A 19,909-nucleotide genomic window follows, 5' to 3' on the forward strand; every position below is an offset into this window, starting at 1 on the left:
GGCTCGGATGCTCATGTCAGAAGGAGGAAGCAATGCGGTAAAGCGCGGGGGCCAGCAGCAGGATCAGCAGCGGTGGCACGGTGAACATCATCGTCCCCAGTGTCATTTTCGTCGGCAGAATATTGGCCTTTTCCTCGATCCGCCGCACCCGGCGGTCGCGCAGATCGGCACTGAACACCCGCAGGGTCTGAGCCACCGGCGTGCCCATGGTCGAGGACTGGACAATGATCGTCGCCAGCTGCCGCAGATCATCATTATCGGTATCGACCGAGAGCCGCATCCAGGCCTCCTGGCGTTCCGCCCCGGCGGCAAGCGCCTCGGTCAGCGCCACGAAACCGGCGGAAAGCTCGGGATGAACCGGGGCCAGCTCTTCCGCCACCCGTTTGACGGCAATATCCGTGGATTGCCCGGCCTCGACGCAGATCAGCATGAAATCAAGCGCATCCGGCAAAGCCAGTTCGATCCGCTTCAGCCAGGCGGCACGGCGTTTATCCACCACGATCACCGGCGCGAAATAGCCGAAAAGCGCGACCACACCCTGCATTACCAGCTGCATCTCCGGCGCCATTGACGCCAGCACAGGCACCATCGGCACCACCAGCATTGCAATGCCAAAGCCGAGCACCGTGCCGCCCAGCTTAATCCAGGTCAGCCAGCGCACGGCATCGGGATGGGTGAAACCGGCCTGGGTCAGATGGCGGCGCAGCTCTGAATTACTGCCCTCATCGCCGCCGCCGCTCAGATGCAGGTCTTTGACAGGTTTTGCCGCTTTGGCCGGCGTGGTAAAAGCAGCGGGCTCGGCGCGCTGCAACAGCACCAGCGCGCCGCCCAGCAGCAGCGCACAGGCGATAAAGCAGCCAAGCAGCAGCCAGGAATTCAGCAGATCCATACCGCCCCCCTTCCCGGGCCGCGCCCGCAGCTGTCCCCGGATCTGCCCCCATATCCGCGCTGGCCGCTCATTCGATTTTCACCAGCCAGCGCATAAACAGCATGTTCAGCACCAGAAGCCCGGCCACGACACAGAGCATCGGGATGAAAAACGCCTTGTCGGAAATTTCATCGAAATAGCGTGGGTTGATCGCCAGCAGCATCATGGTTGCCAGCAGCGGGAAAGCCGAGAGAAAACGCCCCGACCATTTGGCCTCGGCGGTGATCGAGCGCACCTTGCGCTGCAGCTGCTGTCTGCCACGCGCAATCGCACAGAGCCGCTCAAGCACCTCGGCCAGATTGCCCCCGGTCGAGGATTGCAGCGCCACCGCCGCAGCAAAGAACCGCAGGTTCTGGTTCTGACAGCGCTCGGCCATTTCGCGCAAAGCCGAAATCGGGGTCTGTCCATAACTGATGCGGCGCGAGACTTCGGCGAATTCCTCGGCCAGCGGCCCGCTCAGCTCATTGCCGACGGCCTGAATAGCCGTGACCACCGGCAGGCCGACCCGCAGCGAACGCACGATCATATCCAGCGCCTCGGGCACTGCTTCTTCGATCAGCAGCATGCGTTTGCGGATCCGCATACTGGCCCAGAGATACCAGGCCAGAGCCGAAAATCCGAGGCCGGCTGCGGCGCCAAGAAAAATGTTCAGCCCCAGAAAGGTCTGGGTCAGCAGCATCACGAGGCTGGTCAGCGTCAGCGTCAGAACCAGCGCGACGCGCCGCATTTCTGCACTGAGCGAGGCAAGACCCGCCGCCCCGGCCCCCTCACCGAACAGCCGGATCCAGAAGGGCGGCGCCTCGCTGCGGCGCAGGGCGACGCTGTCGGCCTCGCTGCGCCCCCCCCCTTCGGACTGACGGATCCGGCCCGAAAAACGCCGCACCACCGCATCAATGAAACGCTGATGGCGCAGCTGCTCGCGGCAGACGAAGGCTGCAGCCACCATGGCCAGCCCCAGCCCCACCATCAGAGAAAAGAGATGCGACAGTTCCATGCTCAGATCCCGTAGAGATCTGCGGGAAGCTGAATGCCCCAGCGGCGGAAGCGGTCGGAATAGGCCGAGCGCACCCCAGAGGTGGCGAAATGCCCCTCGACCTTGCCCTCGGGCGTCACGCCGGTATGGTCGAAGAAGAACAGCTCCTGCAGGGTCAGCACCTCGCCCTCGCAGCCGGTGATCTCGGTGATCGAGGTGACTTTACGGCTGCCGTCCTGCAGGCGGTTCACCTGCACGATCAGATTGACCGCGCTTGAAATCTGCCGGCGCAGGGCCGAAAGCGGGATTTCAATCCCTGCCATGGCCACCATATTCTCCAGCCGGCTGGTGGCATCACGCGCCGAATTGGCGTGAATCGTGGTCATCGAACCGTCATGGCCGGTATTCATCGCCTGCAGCATATCGATCACCTCATCGCCGCGGGTCTCGCCGACGATGATCCGGTCGGGCCGCATCCGAAGCGCATTGCGCAGACAGTCGCGCTGGGTGACCGCGCCTTTGCCCTCGATATTGGCGGGGCGGCTTTCCATCCGGCCAACATGCGATTGCTGCAGCCGCAGCTCGGCCGTGTCTTCCACGGTAATGATCCGCTCGCGTTTGCCGATATAGGCCGAAAGCGCGTTCAGCAGCGTGGTTTTGCCCGAGCCGGTGCCGCCCGAGATCACCACATTCAGCCGGCAGGCGACGGCGGCGCGCAGATAGGTCGCCATCCGCTCACTCATCGCGCCAAGGAAGGCCAGCTGATCGAGGCTGAGCTTATCCTTGCGGAACTTGCGGATCGAAACCAGGGTGCCATCCATGGCAATCGGTGCGATCACCGCATTCAGACGCGAGCCATCGGGCAGGCGCGCATCGACATAGGGCGTGGATTCATCAAGGCGCCGCCCGACCATGCTGACGATTTTTTCCAGGATGCGCCGCAGATGCGCCTCGTCCTGAAACTGCACATCGGTCAGTTCCAGCAGGCCGCCCTGCTCGATAAACACCTTATCCGGGCCATTGATCAGAATATCCGAGACGGTCTCGTCATTGATCAGCACTTCCAAGGGGCCAAGGCCCATGACCTCATAGTAAAGATCCTCGACCAGCCCGTCACGGTCCGAGCGCGAGATGGCAATATTCTGCCCCGGCAGCAGCGCCTTCAGCACATCGGCAATTTCGGTTTTGATCTCAGCCTCGCTGGCCTGGATCAGCGCCGAGAGGTTCAGCGTCTCGAGCAGTTTCTGATGGGTCTGCCGCCGCAGATCCGCCAGTTTGCGGCGGCGCAGCCGCGCGGCCTGATTTTCCTGATCCCCGGGCTCGGCCTCGGGCAGCGCCGGTGCAGTCTGGGCCAGCGCCAGGCCAGCTGCCGGGGCAATGCTGCGTTCGCTCTGCGGCTCGGCGCCGCGGCTTTCGCGGAATTTCGTGAACATCAGCCAGCCTCCACCCTGTCGGGAACGCGCTCTGCCGCGCGCCCATGTATCTCGCGGGCCAGCGCCTGGAGCGATTTCCGGAATGCATTGCCAGGTGCCTGGCGATGCAGCACCAGCCCGGCATTGCCCGCCAGCGCCACCTCCTCGCCGCCCTCAGGCAGCTGGTGAAAGAACGCCGCGCCATTGGCCTTTTCGAATTCGGCCAGAGCTGCTTTCGCCAGGGGACTGCGCCGCGCAGCAGAGCGGTTCAGCAAAAACAGCAGCTTGCTAAGCGGCAGGTTTTCCGAGCGCATCAGTCCGCGCAGCCTGGCCATATTCTGCGAGCAGCGCACATCGAGCGTGCAGATCGCAAGGATCACACTGGCTTCGATGAAAGCCGCCTCGCTCCAGTCCAGGATCTGATGCGGCAGATCAACCACCACCAGATCCGCCTTTTCGCGGGCCAGTCCGATGATGCGGTGCAGCTGGGGCGCTGAGATCCCATCGACCGGCAAAATCTCTCCCGGGCCGGGGAAGATCTGCAGGTTGGGCGCCAGTGGCTGCAGGCACATGCCAAAAGCATCCCCGTCCAGGGTCTCGATGCTGCGATAGGCATCGATCACCCGGGTGCTGGTCGCGAGGCTGGTATAGGTCGAGACATTGCCAAACTGCAGATTGAGATCGAGCAGGCAGACCCGGCGCTTCGGATCCGCCAGCGCCAGCTCGGCCGCCAGATTCACCGCCACCGTGGTCCCCCCCACCCCACCGGCCGCAGGCAGAACCATGATGGTGCTGAGCCCCGCCGGCAGGTCCGGAACAGCTGGCTCGGGAGGGGCGGCCAACGCATGGCTGGCAGCGGCAGCAGATTTCCGGCGCATTGTCAGCTGCTTCCAGCGCGGCAGCGCCCTGGCGACAGCCTCCAGCTCTGCGGCCAGCTCGGCTTCCGCAACGGTTTCAGGGCCGGGCTCGGGCTCAGCCGCATCGCTGAAGGGCGGGCCGCGCAGAATTTTCACCCGCGCCAGGACTTCCGGGGCAAGGCGCAGCCGCGCCTTTGCCGGCAGCAGCACCAGCACCGTCGATGAGCGCCGCAAAGCCTCGCCGATCAGTGCTTCCAGCAGGCGCGGGCTGGCATTGCCCGAGCTGTTCGGCACCAGAATCACCTGGTCGAAACGCTCGGCACTATGGCGGCTGAGGTAATCCATGGCCTCAGCCATCGAAAGATCGGTGCGACGGCAGCCCGCTGGCATACGGGCAAACCAGGCGGCAAACAGCAAAACAGCATCGAGCCCGTCACAGACCGAGCAGAGCCGCAGCGGCTGAGCCGCAGCGCCAGAGGGCGGATCGTTCAGCATGGCACCTCAGCGATCGTGCGGGCCCCGCCCCGGATCACTGCCGTCGGGCAGGTCTCACGCTGTTCCGGCGCGCCGGTCAGGCGGCCCACCAGCGAGGCGGGCGGTGCCGCCCCGGCACTGTCACCGTCGCGATAGGTCAGCGGCAGGCTTTGCAGCTCGGTCGGGCCAATCAGCGCCAGCTCAGACCGGGTGCTGCGCGAACCATCCGACAGCAGAATATCAAAACTGCCGCTCTGGCTGGCCACAAGCATCTGTGCCGCCTGTTCAATGGTCCCCTCAAGCAGGAAACGGCGCGGTGAAGTTTCCGGCGGGACCGCCACCAGCGGCATCTGCCGCAACCGCAGGCCCGAGGCCAGCAGCCTCGTCTCGGTCTTGCCGCCGCCGATCGGCTGGGTCCAGAACAGATCGACAAAGCTGCCCTCGCGCAGTCCCGAGCCGAAATCCTTATCATTGCGCAGGCTGAGGGCAAAGATGCGACCATTGGCCGCCGGCAAAAGCGCCCCATTGCCCTGTCGCGAGGCCACGCCCAGTTCGGCATCGAACAGGAAACTGCCCTGTTTCAGCGGCGAAAGCGCCACGAGATGGCCCGCAGGCGGTGCGGGGGCACCGTCAATTGCGGTATTGTCTGCTGCGGCTTCGGCCAGAGGCACAGCTGCTTCGGGCGTGGTTGCTGCGGCTTCAGCAGGGGCCGGTTCCGGCTCAGGCCCGGGCGGTGGCAGCTCGCGCAGAACATTGGGCGGCAGATAGGCCAGCGGGATCTCGACAATCATAAAATCGGCCGGGCCGAGGATTTCGCCCGCCGCCATATCCCGGACCGGAACCGGGATCGGGGCGGTTTCACCAAAGGCGCGCAGACTGACCCTGGCCGAAGCCAGCTCGGCCTCAAGCGCGCGTGTATAGTGAAATGTGCCAAAGGCACCGGCGAGGGCCAGTGCGATTCCCAGAAGGATCAGGGCAAAAATTTTAGTCCGCATTAATATGGCTACCTGCCGCTATCTCGGTTTCGTCTGCATCACCCCTCGCGGCCGACCCGTTCCACCGCAGCGCTGATCACGCGCTCCATCCTGGCGTTCACGGCGCCCGCCAGTCCCGAATGGACCAGCATCCAGACTGAGCTCGCCCCAAGGATCGCGACCATCGCCACGACCATCCAGTCAACCTTTCCGCCTGTCTTCTCGTTCGTGTCTTTTTCCGGAATTCTGTCCATCACAGAGCCTCCTCTTCTGACCTCCACCGATCAGACTGCTTGAAAAATATGGAACGGAACCGTTTTCTCCGAAACTGAGGGAAAAGAGTCAAATCGTTGAAAATGCCGATAAATCGGCATCACTGAAAGATCATATACCCCACTGGTTTTCCCGCGAGATAGTTTTGCCGCGCCGCCTCGTAATGGCGCAGGCTCGCATTGATTTCCGCCTCAGACATCAGCCCTGTCAGCATGGCCCTCGCATCACGCACCCGGCCATCAAGCGCATAGGCGATGGCCAGATTGGCCCGCACGGTCTCGCCATTGGCAGGATCGCGCAGCAGCTCTTCCATCAGGCGGGTTCCCTCGCCGATCTGGCGCCCCAGCACCTGCGACAGCGCATAATTGCTCAGCAGCGGGAAATTGGTCGGATAGAATTTCAGCGCTTCGCGATAGACCTCATGCGCTTCGGCATGGCGCGACAGATAGTCCAGCGAGACCCCTTTGCCGGTGAAGGCAGCGAGGTTTCTGCGGTCGAGCCGCAGCGCGTCACTGAAATGATCAATCGCTTCTTTGGGATGCATTTCCAGCAGGGCCAGATTGCCCAGCTGATTGTAAACCTCGGGGTTGCGCCGGTCCAGATCACGCGCCCGGGCCAGGGCATTGCCCGCGCGGCTATACTGACCGAGGGCTGCATAGGATTTCCCAAGGCCGATCAGCGCCTCAACCGAGCGGCTGTCGCGGGCAGCCGCCAGCTCATAAAGCCGTGCGGCCTCCTCGTAATCGCCGATCGACCAGGCCGCCTCTGCAACCTGCTCTGTCTCAGCCGGGGCCTTTGTCGCGGCCCCAGGCATCACACAGCCTGACATCAGCATCGTCAGCGTAAAAAGGACTGCCGATCCGACAAAACGCGACCCCATGGAAACCCTCAAAGGTTGTATCAGGGATTAAGCCTAACTGCTCGCTCGCCTCAGGTCCACTCGCCCCCTGAAAAAACAATTGCAATTCCCGGTGGAACAATTACATACTAAAGATAGATCATACACACTTTGGATCCCATTCCGCAGAGATGCTTCCGACAGGGAAACTGAGAGGGCGAGGGGTTCAGCGAGCCTGGTGCGGTAGCGAGTTCGATCAGTAGAGGTCCCGGGGAGGCAGGCGGAGGTTTTTCGTCAGATGTTCACCCTGTGGCAGCTCCGGCTTGCTGCTCCGGGCCTCAGCCTGATGGTTGTTGAAACTGCTTTTTTTGCGAAACTTCTGCTCGCCTCCGGCAAGCCCCGGGGGACAGAAATACACGATATGCCATTGCAGGAATCGGGCGTCTGACCTATGCCGGAAGTGATTTTGGCCATGGAGACTGCCCTGATGATCGAGATTTTTACGACGGTCGCCGGCGATAGCAACAGCACGGCCCGTGTCTTCTCGAATGACATCAGAATTGGCAAACCCTCTGACGTCCATTTCGGCAGCGGTGCCGCCGGAATCGCCTTTTACGAGAAATCCGGCGCGGACCTGAAGGTGACGCTGCTCGATGGCCAGGAGGTGATGATCCGGGACTTCTTCGTCATCGGCGAGGCTGGCCAGTACAGCCGCCTGCGCGATGGTGGCGCCTCGGGCGATATTGAAGTGACCGGCCTGATCGCACCCGAACCCTATGTCCCGCCGGGGGTGACCCAGACCGCGACCACTGACAGCGTGCTGCCCGAGGCAGACAGTGTCTCAACCGGCGCGCTGAGCGATCCCGAAGCCCTGCCTGCCCCTGCGGCCGCAGCCGCGGCCGGTGATGGCGGCGGCGCGGCCCCGGCCAGCACTGTCCCCCAGGGTGCCGCCAGCAGCGCCGCCAATACCTTTGGTGGCATCAGCTTTGACCAGATCGCATTCGGCCTGTCGATGCTGCCTGCCGCTGGTCTGATCCTGCGCTCGGACAAGCACGACGAGGTGCCACCGGCCGGCACGCTTCATCTGCCAGGCCCTGCAGCCGGTGATGACATAGCGGCAGACGGCGATGCAGCTGCAGGCCCGGGGGCAGGTGCTGATGCCGACACCAGTGCAGACAGCGGTGCTGGCACTGACGCTGAAGGCGATCATGCTGCAGCGGCGGGTGACGCCCCGATGGCCGCCGATCTTGCAGCGCTGATCCAGAGCATCGTCTCGGGCGACAGTGCCGGCAGCGCCATGGATGATCAGCCCGTCACCCTGTTCGGTGCTGATTTTGCCGGGACCGAAAGCCCCTCTTTTGGCGGCGCCGACCCGCTGCATGCACTGTTTGACCCGATGCATTTCATCTCAATCGAAGGCTGAGGGTCGGCGGCAGAAATGGCACTTTTCCGGCCCCTTTCCAGCGCGTCACGCGGTGCGGCCCTTGCTGTGGTCTTTGCCTGCAGCACGGCCCTGCCCCTCGCAGCACAGTCGCTTAAAGAGGCGGTCCGCATCGGCACTGAACGGGACCCGACGGTCGAGGCGCTGCAGCGCGCGGTCGGGCGTGAAACCACCAATATCGAGATCGCCCGCGACGGCAAACGCCCGCAGCTCAGCATCTCCGGCGCGACCAGCACCACCGATGAGGATCCGGCTCTGACCGTGACCATCCGGCAGGTGCTGCTCGACTGGGGCCAGGTCAAAAGCAAGATCGCGGCCGCTTCACATGCCCGGGTGAAAGTCGTCGCCCAGCTGAAAATGGCAGTCGAGGATCTGACCCTCGAGATTTCCGAGCTCTATCTCGAGCTGGAAACGCTGCAGATGAAAATCGCTAAAACCAGCGATTACATTGCCTTCGCCGAACGGATCGAGGGCCATTCGCGGGCCAGGGTCAGCGCCGGCCTGTCCGACAGTGCCGAGATTGCCCGCGCCCGGCTGGAGATTGCCCGCGCCGAAGAGCGGATGACCCAGCTGCTCGCCGATCAGTCGATCACCTCCTCGCAGATCGAATTTCTGATCGGCCAGAGCCTGAACAGCCCCGGCACCCCGCCGAACCTTGCCTTCACCGAGCGCTTCGCCTCCAGCTCCAGCGTGATCTCGGCGATTGTGATCGCCCCGGCCTATGTTGAGGCCAAAGCCGATCTCGATATCACCACCGAGGGGATCAAGGTCGCCAGAGCCGCGAATAAGCCTAAAATCATGCTTCAGGCCCAGGGCCGCCAGGATCTGACCGGCGGACGCGGGCGCAGCGGCGCCATCGGCATTACGGCCGGGGTTGATCTGAATGCCACCGGCTTTTCCGGCCGCGCCGTTCTGGCCGCCGAACAGGATCGCGACGCCGCTGAATCGCGGCTGAAGGCGGTCGAGCGCGACCTGCAAAACAGCGTGCGTGTCTATGTCGAGCAGATCGGGGTGCTGCGCTCGAACGAGACCTCGCAGCGCAAGCAGCTGGACCAGGCCCGCGAGGTGCTCGATGCCTATGAACAGCAGTTCGTGGCTGGCCGGCGCGAGCTGATCGACCTGCTGACCACGGGTCGCGACCATTATGAAACCGAAATTGACCAGATTGAGACATACAAAGAACGCAAACATACCGAATATGCTGCTGCGCATTCTGTTGGTATGTTAGGCTCCCTTTTGTTTGGGTCCCGCTGAAAGAGCGGACAGCAATTCTCAACCGGGGCGTGATGTATGGCTGCGACTGACAGCAGAGATTCCCTTGTTCTTGGCCTGATCGAACTGTGCCGCGCACATGGGATCACCGCCTCCCGCGAACGGCTGAGCGATGGCCTGCCGCGCAATGCCGCCGGCGGGCTCAGCCTCAATGCCAGCGCCCGGGCGCTGCGGCGGATGAATATGAGCTGCCGGATTGCCACCGGCCCGCTCGGTTCGATCCCCCCCGAAGCCCTGCCGGTGCTGATTTTCGGCACCGAAGGTGAGGTGGCGCTGCTCGAGGCAGTCGAGGCAGATAAAGTGACCCTGGTGCTGCCCGATACCGGCGGCGGCCGGGTGCAGCAGAACCGCGCCGATGCCGAAGCCGCCTATAGCGGCACTTTCCTCGCCTCGAAGCCGGTGGATGTGGTCTCGGCCCGGCTCGGCGACAGCGATCCCGATACCCGCCACTGGATCCTTGGCCCGGTGCTGGGCAATCTGGCGATCTACCGTGATGTGTTCCTCGCCTCTTTCGTGGCCAGCCTGCTGGCGGTTTCGACGGCGATGTTCTCGATGCAGGTCTATGACCGCGTTGTGCCGAACCAGGTCTTTGACACTTTGTGGATCCTGGCCAGCGGTGTCGGCCTGGCGATCCTGCTGGAATTTCTGCTGCGCATGATGCGCTCGCGGCTGATCGACCTCTCGGGCCGCGACCTTGATCTCACATTGTCAGCGCGGCTGTTTGAGCATGTGGCCAACCTGCGCCTTGCCCATCAGCCCCGCTCGACCGGGGCCTTTGCCAACCAGGTGCGCGATTTCTCGACGGTGCGCGAGTTTTTCACCTCCGGCACGGTCTCGGCGATCTGCGATATTCCTTTCACCATCATCTTCATCGGTATAATCGCCTTTGTCGGCGGGCCGGTGGCCTTTGTCGTGCTGTTTGGCGCGGTGCTGATGGTGGGTCCTGGCCTGCTGATGCAGGCACGTCTGGCAAAAATGTCGCGCCAGAACACCCGCGAAAGCGCCGCGCTGAACGGCCTCCTGCTCGAGGCGGTGTCGAATCTTGAGACGGTGAAAGCGGCCCGGGCCGAAGGCCGCCTGCACCGCGCCTATGTACAGCTGACCGCAACCATGGCCGAAACCGGGGTCAAAAGCCGCGAGCTGACGACATTTCTGATGCAGATCGCCGCCTCGACCCAGCAGCTCTGCTATGGGCTGGTGGTGGTGGTCGGCGTCTATCAGATCGCTGCCGGATCGATGACCACCGGCAGCCTGATCGCCTGTACGCTGCTGACCAGCCGTACCCTTGCCCCGCTCGGCCAGGTCGCAGGCCTGCTGACCCGCTGGCAGCAGGTGCGTGCTGCGATGGAAAATCTCGATCAGATCCTGGAGCTGCCGGTAGAGCGCCCCTCGGACCGCCATTACCTGCGCGCTGAGGAGCTGAAGGGCGCCTATCAGATCGCCGATGTCACCTATGCGCATGACAAGGAAAGCGGCAATGTGGTCAATATCCGCGCGCTGACCATCCGCCCGGGCGAGCATATTGCCCTGCTGGGCGGCAATGGCGCCGGGAAATCGACCTTCCTGCGCCTGGTCGCCGGGCTGACCGATCCCGCGACCGGCTCGATCCTGATCGATAACCTGGCGCTGGCACAGATTGACCCGATCGACCGGCGGCGCCAGATCGGTTATCTGCCGCAGCAGGCCGCTTTGTTCCAGGGCACGCTGCGCGAAAACCTGCAGCTGGACCATGGGCTGCACAGCGATGAAGAGCTGCTCGAGGCGCTGGATGCGGTTGGCCTTGGCCGTCATGTGCGCAAACATGTGCGTGGTCTTGATATGCCTTTGTTCAGCAATGCCAATGTCTCGGGCGGGCAGCGCCAGGCGATTGGCCTGGCCCGGATCATCCTGCAAGACCCCCGCGTGGTGATCCTGGATGAGCCGACCTCGGCCTTTGACCAGGCCACTGAACAGCATGTGGTGAGCTTCCTGAAAACCTGGCTGGAGGGCCGCACCGCCGTCATCGCCACCCATAAACGCGAGCTGCTGGCCCTGACCGAGCGTGCCGTGGTGCTGAAAGACGGCCAGGTCGCCCATGATGATGCGCTTGGCAAAATCATGGCGCTGGCCCGCGCGAATGCCACCGGCACCGCGCAGAATGTGAAGGCAGTCCGATGAGCCAGAGCGAGTTCAGCCCCGATTATCTCGACGGCAGCTTTCGCCGCAAATCCCTGATCGCGGCGCGTCAGACCGTCTGGCTGGTCTCAGCCTCGTTGCTCGCGGCCCTGCTCTGGGCCGCAGTGGCGCAGATTGACGAGATCACCCGGGGCGATGGCACGGTTATTCCATTGCGCCGGATGCAGACCATCCAGAGCCTTGAGGGCGGCATTCTTTCTGAGCTGCTGGTGCATGAGGGCGATATTGTCCGCGAGGGCCAGGCCATCGCGCGGATGGATTCCACCCGCTTCCGCTCGGCCTTCCTCGAAACCAAAGCCGAGATCGACACGCTTCAGGCCGAGATTGCCCGGCTTGAGGCCGAAGTGATGGAGAGCGAAAAGATCGAATTCGCCGGTGATGAGGTTGGCAGTCTGCGCGCCAATGAGCAGAAGCTGTTTGATGCCCGGCGCCAGAAGCTGAATGAATCGATTGCCGCTGTCGAAGGCGAGCGCGCCGCGATCGTGTCCCAGATTGAGATCACCGAGCCGCTGGCGAAACAGGGGTCGGTCTCAAAGGTCGAGCTGCTGAAACTGCAGCAGCAGGAGGCCCAGATGCTCGGCCGCATCAGTGATCTGCGCAATGCCTATGTTCAGGATGCCTATTCCGATCTGGTGACCAAGAAGGGCCGTCTGGTCGCGCTGGAACAGCAGCTGATCCAGAAACAGGATCAGCTCGACCGCACCGAGATCCGCTCGCCGGTATCGGGTCGGGTGAATAATGTGAATATCACCACTCTGGGCGGTGTGGTGCAGCCCGGGGAATCGATCATGGAGGTCACCCCGGTCGATGATCAGCTGATGATCGAGGCCAAAATCTCGCCGCGCGACGTGGCCTTCATCGCGCCGGGCATGCCTGCCAGCGTGAAAATCACCGCCTATGACTTCTCGATCTATGGCGACCTGAAGGGCACGGTGTCACAGATCTCGGGCGACACCGTCGATGAGGACACGCCGAACGGCAAACAGGCCTTCTACCGGGTGATGGTCACCACCGAGAAAAGCTATCTCGAACGCAACGGCGAAGAGCTGCCGATCCGGCCCGGCATGGTGGCCCAGGTTGACATTCAGTCAGGAGAACGCTCGGTTCTCAGCTATCTTACCAGACCTATCCTTCGTGCACGCCTGCGTTGACGGGTTGCAGTGAGTGCAACCTATGGTACAACATATGCGCAGGCATTTTCCTGCTTCAGCGCTCAGTTGCTGATTTTTAATGAATACAAAGACATGGATGGTGCAAGCTGGTGGCGATCAAAACGCTTCTCCTGGCCTCGGTAACAAAACTTGCAGTCCTTCTCTGTGCTTGCCTGTCCCTGGCGATTCCGGCGCCGCTGCTGGCCCAGGAGGTCTGGAGCGTCGGACGCGGCTCGCTGAAGCTGAATATCTCTGAAGCGAAGTTCATTAAGCTGGAAGAGCCGGCAACGGCTGTTTTCCTCTCCAATCCGAATGTTGCGGATATTGACCTGCAATCGGCACGCTATCTCTACATCGTCGGTCGCGGCATCGGCGAAACCAATCTCTTCGTGCTGGGCGAAGGCGATAAAGAGGTTCTCAGCACCACAATCTCGGTGGGCATCGATGCCGAGCGCCTTGCCTCAGCCGCCAGCAATGCCATCAGCGGCGGCGGTGTCTCGGTGAAATCGGTCGATGGCGCCGTTTTCCTGAATGGCAAGGTGCGCACCATTGATGATGCCGAAACAGCAGCCGATGTCGTCGCCGCTCTGCTCGGACCAGAGGCGATCATCGTGAACCGGCTTGAGGTTCAGGGCGCCTCACAGGTTAATCTGCAGGTGCGTATCGCCGAAGTGTCGCGCAGCATCAGCTCGGATCTGGGCTTCAGCCTCAATGCCTCGAGCAACAGCCGTCCACGCTCAATTGCCGCCCCCGACGGCACGATTGACGGTGGCTTTAAGGTTTCACTCGGCAGCGGCTCGCGCAACATTAACCTCGTGCTCGACGCCCTCGCCCGCAATGGCCTGGTCTCAATCCTGTCCGAGCCCAATCTGACGGCGCGCTCGGGCGAAACCGCGAAATTCCTCGCCGGCGGGCGCTTCCCCTATCCCTCCGAGAATGACAATGGCAATGTCAGCTACACTCTCGAACCGATCGGGGTTGAGCTGGAATTCACCCCTACGGTCTTTGATCAGAACCAGATCCAGCTGCAGATCAACACCAGCGTGCGCGCGATCGACGGGGCAAATTCGGCCAGTGCCGAGGTACCGGCGCTGACCGAGCGCAGCGCCACAACCACGGTTGAGCTGGGCAGCGGCCAGAGCTTTGCCATTGCCGGCATGTTCCAGACCGACAGCATACAGTCGCTCTCTGGCCTGCCGGGCCTGGTCAACCTGCCAATCCTTGGCGCGCTGTTCCGCTCCTCGCGTTTTTCAAAGGGCGAGACCGAGCTGGTGATTATCGTCACCCCCTATCTGGTCGAGCCGACCACGCCCGGAAATCTGCGCACGCCCGTTGACAGCCTGCGCCCGGTCTCGGGCGGGGTTGAGCAGATGATCACCGGCCAGACCGGCAAGACCATTCGTCCCGGCGAGAAAGGCACCTCAAAAGTGCGGCGCGGCGGCTTTATTCTGCAATAGGATCAGACAGTGGTGCGCAGTTTTTCCCGATTTCATCTGGCTCTGACCCTGGTGCCCCTGCTTCTGGCGGGCTGCGTTGACACGCGCGCCACCCCGACAACAGAGCGCATCACCCCGGTCACGCATGAGGCGGTGCTGCCCTATTCTTTCCTGTCCTGCTCGACCGGGATCGGCGGCGCCGAACAAAAGCGCATCCATAGCTGGCTGAACAAGCTGGGCCTGACCGACCAGGACACGCTGGTGGTCTCAGTGCCAAAGAACCGTCTGCCCGAACGTGATGCCGGGCGGCGTAAAACCCTGGAACAGATCTTTGCCGCCTATCCCGCGCGGGTGCGGTTTGTTCAGGATGATGATCTGCGCGAGCTGCCGCGCTCGGAGCCGCGCGGCATCATTCGTGTGGTCCGGGTCTCACAGGTGGCGGCACGCTGCAGTGCAGGGCCGGCTGAGGCGGGCTGCTCTACCGCTTCGAACCTGGCGGCGATGATTGCCAGCCCCGCCGATACTTTCCTGCCCGAACGCGGCAGGCGCTACCTGCCCCCGCCGGCAGCGGCCAATTCAGCCCCAGCCTCCAGTGCCAGCGGAGCCCTGCCATGAAGAACCAATGCAGCCTCAGCCCGGCCCGCCTTATACGGCGCTGGCTCGGCAATGAAGATGGCGCGATCACCGTTGAATTTGTCATCATCTTCCCGCTGTTGCTGGCGCTGCTGGTGCTGATCGTTTTCGTCAGCATGCTGATTTCAACCGCCAGCGATGTGCAGCAGGTGGCGCATGAGCTGGCCCGGCAATCGGTCAGCCGGCTGTCGCGCAGTGCGCCTCCGGCCGATGTCTGCAAGGCCATGGCCAGCGATCAGGCGATGATCGACCAGCTGCTGCGCCAGAGCGTGCTGCTGAAATCCAAAGACCTGAAGATCCAGCCCTGCCCGACCTCGCCGGATGCCCAGGGCTTTGTCACCGTCACCGTCACCTATAATTTCGCCGGCAGCTTCGTTCAGGCGCTTGGCCGCAATTTCGGCGTCGATCTTGGCATCCTGACCCGGGTCTCGACCACAAAGCTCTGAACCGGAATTCCCCCCGAAACCCTGGACTGACCGGGCAGATCCCTCTGTTTCGGCAAAAGAATCGGATGCGCACAATGCAAGGTTGCGCTATCTGAACTGACCGCTGAGCGTACTCCCGTCCATCTTCAGCTGCCACTGAGGAGAATATCTGATGGCACTCACCCCAGGCAGGCGTTATGCCGTGCCCGCCGTTTTCTTTGCCCTCGCCGCTGCGAGCATTTTTGTCGGCAGCCTTGAGGCCCGACCCTATTCCGCCGTTGAGATCCGCGGTTCCGAATTCATCCCCTCCAATGACATTGCGGCCGCCTGCGAAGTCACCCCGGGGGCATGGACCAGCACCGATATGACGGCGGTCGAAGACTGCCTGATGAGCAGCGGCCAGTTCTCGCGCGTCGCGGTCAAAGGCGAAGGCCCGACCCTGGTGGTTGAGGTCGAAGAGCTGAACAACCGCCCCGGCCGTGTCGAGCTGGGCCTGGCCTATGACAGCCGCGACGGCGTGGTCGGGAATGTCTATTTTGAGCGCTATAATCTTTTCCCCGGCACTTTCGGCTCGATCGAGCTGCGCTTTGCCGAAGAGGTTCAGTCGCTGCAGACTGCGCTTTACCATGCCAAGGCCTTCGGATCTGTTGATTTCGGCCTCGACACGCTGATCCGCCGCAGTGATTATTCGGATCAGGGCTTCACCTCGACGCGCACGCAGATCGAACCCTATCTGGCTTTGCCCTTCACCGAAGGTGGCCGGGTTGAGCTGGGGATCGGCTATCGCCGTGACGAAATGTCGGATCTGACGCCTGGCTCCAGCGCGCTGTTCGCGACCGAAGAAGGGGTGGTAGATGCACCCTATGCCCGGCTTGGCCTGAGCTATTCCAGCAAGACCGAAGGCCCGGCGGCGCCCGGCACTGCCACCGGTATCTCGCTCTCGCTCGATCAGTATTTCTGGGGCCTCGGCACGGATGAGCGGACCTATGAAACCCGGGTTGAGGCCGATGCGCGCTTTGCCATTGCCGATCGCACCTCGCTTCTGCTGGGCTTCCAGGGCGGTATCGTCAAAGCCCAGGGCGATCAGTCGACCCGCGCAGTGGATCGCTTCTTCCTCGGCGGCGCAGATTTCCGTGGCTTTGCGCCGCGTGGCCTTGGCCCGAAGGATGGCGACTGGTTCACCGGCGCCAACAAATATTACGTCACCAGCATTGAGCTTCAGCGCGAGCTGGATCAGTTCCTAGGCACCAGCGGCCGTGTCGGTCTTTTCGCCGATGCCGGTTCGGCCTGGGGCCTCGATAATACGCTTGGCGGCTCCATCGACGACAGCAAAAAGATCCGCAGTTCGGTCGGCCTTTCGCTGACCCTCGATCTGGGCGAGATCCCGGTATCGCTCTTCGTCGCCAAACCGCTCGATTACGAGACCGGCGATGACCGGCAGAGCTTTGGCATCAGCTTCAGTACCTCGTTCTGACGCCAGAGCCAGATCAGAAAAGGGCGCCCGCGGGCGCCCTTTTTCATTGCCTGGATCCGCTTTGCTGCGCTCAGACCAGTTTCAGATTGCGCGCGGCGATCACCGCCTGGGTCCGGTTGCTCACCCCCAGTTTGCGGCAGATCGATTTCACATGCATTTTCACCGTCGCTTCGGCCAGCTTCAGATTTTCGCCGATCTCACGGTTCGGTTTACCATCGGCCAGCTCGTGCAGCACCGAGACTTCGCGCTCGGACAAGGGCGAGACGAAAGCATTCTGCGCCGCTTTCTGCTCCTGCATCAGCTCGAGCGGGAAATAGCGCTCGCCCGCCGCCATAAAGCGGATCGCATTGGTCAGGCTTTTCATCGAGGTGGTTTTCGGCACCACCCCCGCCGCGCCATTGCGCGACATTTCCTCAATCACCCGCGGCGTCGGACCGCCGGTGATGATACCGACCGGGCGGCCCGCATTCAGACCCGAGATCTGGCGCAGGGTTTCGCCACCATTCATCCCCGGCATATCCAGATCCAGCAGGATCAGATCAAACGGGCCATGGGCGCGCATCTTCTCGATCGCCCCGTCAACCGAGATCGCGGTCGTCAGGGTGATGTCAGGGGTGTTCTCAAGCACAAGACCAATGATCTCAAGAATAAGCGTATGGTCATCGGCAATAAGGACGCTCAGACCTGCTGCCCCGGAGGTTTCGTCTGTTTCCATCGCTTTTTGCTGCTTTTTATAAGGATAACCGCTGCCTGAACGGCAGCCAGTACATGCCGGAGATTCATTGTCTAAGGTACACTTGTCAAGCCATCCGACGCAAACGCCTGTCGGAGGGATAGGTTGCAGCTCCTCGCGTAGCAAAAAATACGCTTAAGCTGAGATGCCCCAGACGAATTTACCGGTTTCCGCGGCGAGAGTGAGCTTTCCTGGCCTTAAGTCAGCCCTCTGCCGCCCATTGTTCGATCCGGATTGCGGTATTGCCGATCATCTGCGCTGTCAGATCCAGCGCTTCACGATCCGTCTCGCCCCCCCGCACCGAAACCTGCAGGTGACGCAGAGCATATTCCAGGCCCGAAAGCCCGGTCAGCCCCGAAGAACCGATGGCGGAATGGATCTTTGCCCGCAGCGCCGGGCTTTCCATTCCCTCTTCGGCGGATTGCAGCACCGCCCGGGCCTCTTCCAGCGCCTTGCGCATAAAGCCAAGCGCCGCCGCATGGCCCATTTCCTCGCTCAGTTCGAGAACAAGCGCATGATCGAGCATCATTTCCGGGCTTTGCATCCGCTGCGGCACCTGTTGTTTTGGGCGTGCGCCCTGTTTCACATCCCGCAGCGCGATCCGCAATTCCGACGGCCGGACCGGTTTGATCAGAATATGGTCCATTCCGGCGGCCAGACCCGAGCCATGTACCACCGCACCGACATGCGCGGTCAGGCCAACGATCAGCAGATGCTCACCTTCCGCCTCACCGGCGCGGATCTGCCGCGCCACCTCAATACCATCAATATCAGGCAAGGTCACATCCAGCAGCACCACGTCAAAGCGCCCCGGATGGCCCAGCACCCTTTGCAGCGCATCGCTGCCATTGACCACGCCCTCGGCCTCGGCCCCGGCATCAGAAAGCGCGCGCAGCAAGATCGCGAGGTTCACCGGATTATCCTCGACCACCAGGATATGCAGCCCGCTCAGGCTGATCTGTCCCTGAAGCTCACTTCCGGTGTTTTGCGGCGCCGCCGCAATGGTCAGAGGAAAGCGGATGCGAAACAGCGTGCCGGTTTCGCGCCCCGGCCCCACTTCCAGCGTGCCGCGCAGCCGGCTCACCGCGCGCGCGACGATGCCAAGTCCGAGGCCATAACCCTCACCCGCCCCGGCCGGACGCATGCCGCGCCGCGGCGCCAGAACCAGCTGCCGCTCTGCCTCGCTCAGCCCGGGACCGGTATCCTCAATCTCAAGCGTGACCAGCTTGTCACGCCCGCCCTCGGTCGGCTCAAGCTTCAGCCGCACCGTCACCGGACCGTTCATATTGAAGCGATTGGCATTGGTGATCAGGTTCTGCAGGATCGCCCGGATCAGATGCGGCGCCCCGCGATGCCAGCTGGCCTCAGCCGGCAGTTCCGTCACGATCGAATTGCCGCTGCGCCGGCAGATCGGCCCGACCAGCTTTGCCATATCCGCGACCAGCCCGGTCAGATCGAAAACATCCTCCGGCTCGAAATCGGCGCTGACCTCTTCCATCCGCAGAGTTTCCAGCAGATTGCGCACCTGATCGAGCGCCAGCCGGGCGAGTGCGCCAATCTCGGCCTCGCGTCCGTCGCCGGTCTCATTGCCAAGGCCATCGGCGGCAATGATCAGCGATTGCAGCGGCGCGCGCAGATCATGCGCCATTTCCGCCAGCCTTTCGCCCAGGCGGTGATGCGGATCGCCATGATCCGGACCGGTGAGGCGCAGCAGATAAAAGCGCGCGGCCCCGTTCTCTGCGAGGATCGCATGCAGCTCGCCCTGCTCGCCACTTTCAAGCCGCACCTCAGCACTGCCGCGCTCACGCGCCTGCGCACAGGCGGAGGGCCAGGCCTCAGAGCTGCCAAAATTATGCCAGCGCGCCACCAGCACCGCCCCGACCCCGGCATTCGCAAGGATCAGCCGCCCCGATGGGGTGAAAGCAATGGTGCCGCGGCTGTCTGTAGCAAGGATTGAGGCAAGAATTTCCTGGAGCTGCGCCACGGCTGCTTCCTGCGGGGGGGCAGCTGCTTCATCGCATTGTTGTGAAATCACGGGGTGCTCCTTGTTCTGCGACAAATGTGCAGGTTTCGCCGGGACAATTCAATGAAATCTCCGGTTGAGCGATTCGCGGGGGCATATCTCCCTCTGAATGCAGATCCGTAATGTTTCCCCAGGCGATCCCCAGCATTTCCGGTTGAGAAACAACAGCCTTGCCTTTCTGGCACTTCACCCCTGGATCCAGGGTTTTTCTGCCCGCTCCGGGCCGGATTTCGCGTGTCTGCAGGCATTTCTCTTCAGTTTCACGGCCGCGCCCCGGGTCAAAGCCCTCAAATCACGCCTTGGAGATTGACACGTCACCCAAGTATCAATCATACATACTTTAGGACGTATAGCGTATCTTTTGCCAATCCACTCCAGACTGAGGTGAGACGATGATCATTTTTGTTCTCTCTTTAG

At 62.4% G+C, this 19,909-nt stretch carries 18 protein-coding genes; 9 read left to right on the forward strand and 9 right to left on the reverse strand.

The window, feature by feature from the left end; translation table 11 throughout:
- Positions 1 to 16: 16 nt before the first annotated feature.
- The 7 genes from H0485_RS01710 to H0485_RS01740 all read right to left on the reverse strand — a co-directional run bounded on the left by H0485_RS01710 (position 17) and on the right by H0485_RS01740 (position 6,705).
- On the reverse strand, positions 17 to 889 hold the full coding sequence (locus H0485_RS01710) for a type II secretion system F family protein (RefSeq protein ID WP_226933604.1): 873 nt from the start codon (positions 887 to 889) through the stop codon (positions 17 to 19).
- Positions 890 to 956: 67 nt separating this feature from the next.
- Positions 957 to 1,922, reverse strand: coding sequence for a type II secretion system F family protein (locus H0485_RS01715; RefSeq protein WP_226933610.1), 966 nt, complete (start codon positions 1,920 to 1,922; stop codon positions 957 to 959).
- Positions 1,923 to 1,924: 2 nt separating this feature from the next.
- Positions 1,925 to 3,334, reverse strand: a complete 1,410-nt coding sequence (locus tag H0485_RS01720; protein ID WP_226933612.1) for a TadA family conjugal transfer-associated ATPase — start codon at positions 3,332 to 3,334, stop codon at positions 1,925 to 1,927.
- Complete coding sequence (locus tag H0485_RS01725; RefSeq protein WP_226933613.1) at positions 3,334 to 4,665, reverse strand: CpaE/TadZ family protein; 1,332 nt, start codon at positions 4,663 to 4,665, stop codon at positions 3,334 to 3,336. Before H0485_RS01725 ends, H0485_RS01720 begins: the two co-directional genes overlap by 1 nt.
- The gene (locus tag H0485_RS01730; RefSeq protein WP_226933614.1) at positions 4,659 to 5,639 is read right to left on the reverse strand and encodes a CpaB family protein; all 981 of its coding nucleotides are present in this window, start codon (positions 5,637 to 5,639) and stop codon (positions 4,659 to 4,661) included. The genes H0485_RS01725 and H0485_RS01730 overlap by 7 nt, the downstream gene beginning before the upstream one ends.
- Before the next feature lie 38 nt (positions 5,640 to 5,677).
- The gene (locus tag H0485_RS01735) at positions 5,678 to 5,872 is read right to left on the reverse strand and encodes a hypothetical protein (protein WP_226933615.1); all 195 of its coding nucleotides are present in this window, start codon (positions 5,870 to 5,872) and stop codon (positions 5,678 to 5,680) included.
- Positions 5,873 to 5,991: 119 nt separating this feature from the next.
- Entirely contained in the window at positions 5,992 to 6,705 is a 714-nt protein-coding gene (locus tag H0485_RS01740; protein ID WP_226933616.1) for a tetratricopeptide repeat protein, read from the reverse strand.
- Between the two features lie 322 nt (positions 6,706 to 7,027).
- On the opposite strand from H0485_RS01740, the gene H0485_RS01745 reads away from it, so the two are divergent.
- The 9 genes from H0485_RS01745 (at position 7,028) to H0485_RS01785 (ending at position 16,736) form a co-directional block, all read left to right on the forward strand.
- A complete protein-coding gene (locus H0485_RS01745; protein ID WP_226933617.1) occupies positions 7,028 to 7,177 on the forward strand; it encodes a hypothetical protein in 150 nt (49 codons plus the stop codon).
- A 39-nt stretch (positions 7,178 to 7,216) separates the two neighbouring features.
- Positions 7,217 to 8,152, forward strand: a complete 936-nt coding sequence (locus H0485_RS01750; protein ID WP_226933620.1) for a hypothetical protein — start codon at positions 7,217 to 7,219, stop codon at positions 8,150 to 8,152.
- Positions 8,153 to 8,167: 15 nt separating this feature from the next.
- Complete coding sequence (locus H0485_RS01755; RefSeq protein ID WP_226933627.1) at positions 8,168 to 9,424, forward strand: TolC family protein; 1,257 nt, start codon at positions 8,168 to 8,170, stop codon at positions 9,422 to 9,424.
- A gap of 36 nt (positions 9,425 to 9,460) precedes the next feature.
- Entirely contained in the window at positions 9,461 to 11,599 is a 2,139-nt protein-coding gene (locus H0485_RS01760; RefSeq protein WP_226933628.1) for a type I secretion system permease/ATPase, read from the forward strand.
- The gene (locus H0485_RS01765; RefSeq protein WP_226933629.1) at positions 11,596 to 12,768 is read left to right on the forward strand and encodes a beta-barrel domain-containing protein; all 1,173 of its coding nucleotides are present in this window, start codon (positions 11,596 to 11,598) and stop codon (positions 12,766 to 12,768) included. Before H0485_RS01760 ends, H0485_RS01765 begins: the two co-directional genes overlap by 4 nt.
- Before the next feature lie 110 nt (positions 12,769 to 12,878).
- Positions 12,879 to 14,225 carry a type II and III secretion system protein family protein gene (locus H0485_RS01770; protein ID WP_226933631.1) on the forward strand — a complete coding sequence of 449 codons (1,347 nt, stop codon included), beginning with the start codon at positions 12,879 to 12,881 and terminating at the stop codon, positions 14,223 to 14,225.
- A 12-nt stretch (positions 14,226 to 14,237) separates the two neighbouring features.
- Positions 14,238 to 14,819 carry a hypothetical protein gene (locus tag H0485_RS01775; protein WP_226933638.1) on the forward strand — a complete coding sequence of 194 codons (582 nt, stop codon included), beginning with the start codon at positions 14,238 to 14,240 and terminating at the stop codon, positions 14,817 to 14,819.
- Positions 14,816 to 15,283, forward strand: a complete 468-nt coding sequence (locus tag H0485_RS01780; protein ID WP_226933639.1) for a TadE/TadG family type IV pilus assembly protein — start codon at positions 14,816 to 14,818, stop codon at positions 15,281 to 15,283. Before H0485_RS01775 ends, H0485_RS01780 begins: the two co-directional genes overlap by 4 nt.
- A 151-nt stretch (positions 15,284 to 15,434) precedes the next feature.
- Positions 15,435 to 16,736 (forward strand): BamA/TamA family outer membrane protein, encoded by a 1,302-nt coding sequence (locus H0485_RS01785; protein WP_226933641.1) that lies wholly within the window; start codon positions 15,435 to 15,437, stop codon positions 16,734 to 16,736.
- A gap of 70 nt (positions 16,737 to 16,806) precedes the next feature.
- Here the strand turns inward: H0485_RS01785 and H0485_RS01790 are convergent, their stop codons facing one another.
- Together H0485_RS01790 and H0485_RS01795 are read right to left on the reverse strand one after the other, a co-directional pair.
- Positions 16,807 to 17,451, reverse strand: a complete 645-nt coding sequence (locus tag H0485_RS01790) for a response regulator transcription factor (protein WP_226933642.1) — start codon at positions 17,449 to 17,451, stop codon at positions 16,807 to 16,809.
- A gap of 220 nt (positions 17,452 to 17,671) precedes the next feature.
- Positions 17,672 to 19,453 carry a hybrid sensor histidine kinase/response regulator gene (locus H0485_RS01795; protein WP_226933643.1) on the reverse strand — a complete coding sequence of 594 codons (1,782 nt, stop codon included), beginning with the start codon at positions 19,451 to 19,453 and terminating at the stop codon, positions 17,672 to 17,674.
- Positions 19,454 to 19,909 lie beyond the last annotated feature (456 nt).

It is taken from the genome of Pseudogemmobacter faecipullorum, assembly GCF_020539525.1.
Taxonomy (GTDB): Bacteria; Pseudomonadota; Alphaproteobacteria; order Rhodobacterales; family Rhodobacteraceae; genus Pseudogemmobacter; species Pseudogemmobacter faecipullorum.

Coding starts and splice junctions, on each gene's coding strand:
- H0485_RS01710 (WP_226933604.1), bottom strand. CDS start 889: ATGGATCTGCTGAATTCCTGGCTGCTGCTTGGCTGCTTTATCGCCTGT.
- H0485_RS01715 (WP_226933610.1), bottom strand. CDS start 1,922: ATGGAACTGTCGCATCTCTTTTCTCTGATGGTGGGGCTGGGGCTGGCC.
- H0485_RS01720 (WP_226933612.1), bottom strand. CDS start 3,334: ATGTTCACGAAATTCCGCGAAAGCCGCGGCGCCGAGCCGCAGAGCGAA.
- H0485_RS01725 (WP_226933613.1), bottom strand. CDS start 4,665: ATGCTGAACGATCCGCCCTCTGGCGCTGCGGCTCAGCCGCTGCGGCTC.
- H0485_RS01730 (WP_226933614.1), bottom strand. CDS start 5,639: ATGCGGACTAAAATTTTTGCCCTGATCCTTCTGGGAATCGCACTGGCC.
- H0485_RS01735 (WP_226933615.1), bottom strand. CDS start 5,872: ATGGACAGAATTCCGGAAAAAGACACGAACGAGAAGACAGGCGGAAAG.
- H0485_RS01740 (WP_226933616.1), bottom strand. CDS start 6,705: ATGCCTGGGGCCGCGACAAAGGCCCCGGCTGAGACAGAGCAGGTTGCA.
- H0485_RS01745 (WP_226933617.1), top strand. CDS start 7,028: ATGTTCACCCTGTGGCAGCTCCGGCTTGCTGCTCCGGGCCTCAGCCTG.
- H0485_RS01750 (WP_226933620.1), top strand. CDS start 7,217: ATGATCGAGATTTTTACGACGGTCGCCGGCGATAGCAACAGCACGGCC.
- H0485_RS01755 (WP_226933627.1), top strand. CDS start 8,168: ATGGCACTTTTCCGGCCCCTTTCCAGCGCGTCACGCGGTGCGGCCCTT.
- H0485_RS01760 (WP_226933628.1), top strand. CDS start 9,461: ATGGCTGCGACTGACAGCAGAGATTCCCTTGTTCTTGGCCTGATCGAA.
- H0485_RS01765 (WP_226933629.1), top strand. CDS start 11,596: ATGAGCCAGAGCGAGTTCAGCCCCGATTATCTCGACGGCAGCTTTCGC.
- H0485_RS01780 (WP_226933639.1), top strand. CDS start 14,816: ATGAAGAACCAATGCAGCCTCAGCCCGGCCCGCCTTATACGGCGCTGG.
- H0485_RS01785 (WP_226933641.1), top strand. CDS start 15,435: ATGGCACTCACCCCAGGCAGGCGTTATGCCGTGCCCGCCGTTTTCTTT.
- H0485_RS01790 (WP_226933642.1), bottom strand. CDS start 17,451: ATGGAAACAGACGAAACCTCCGGGGCAGCAGGTCTGAGCGTCCTTATT.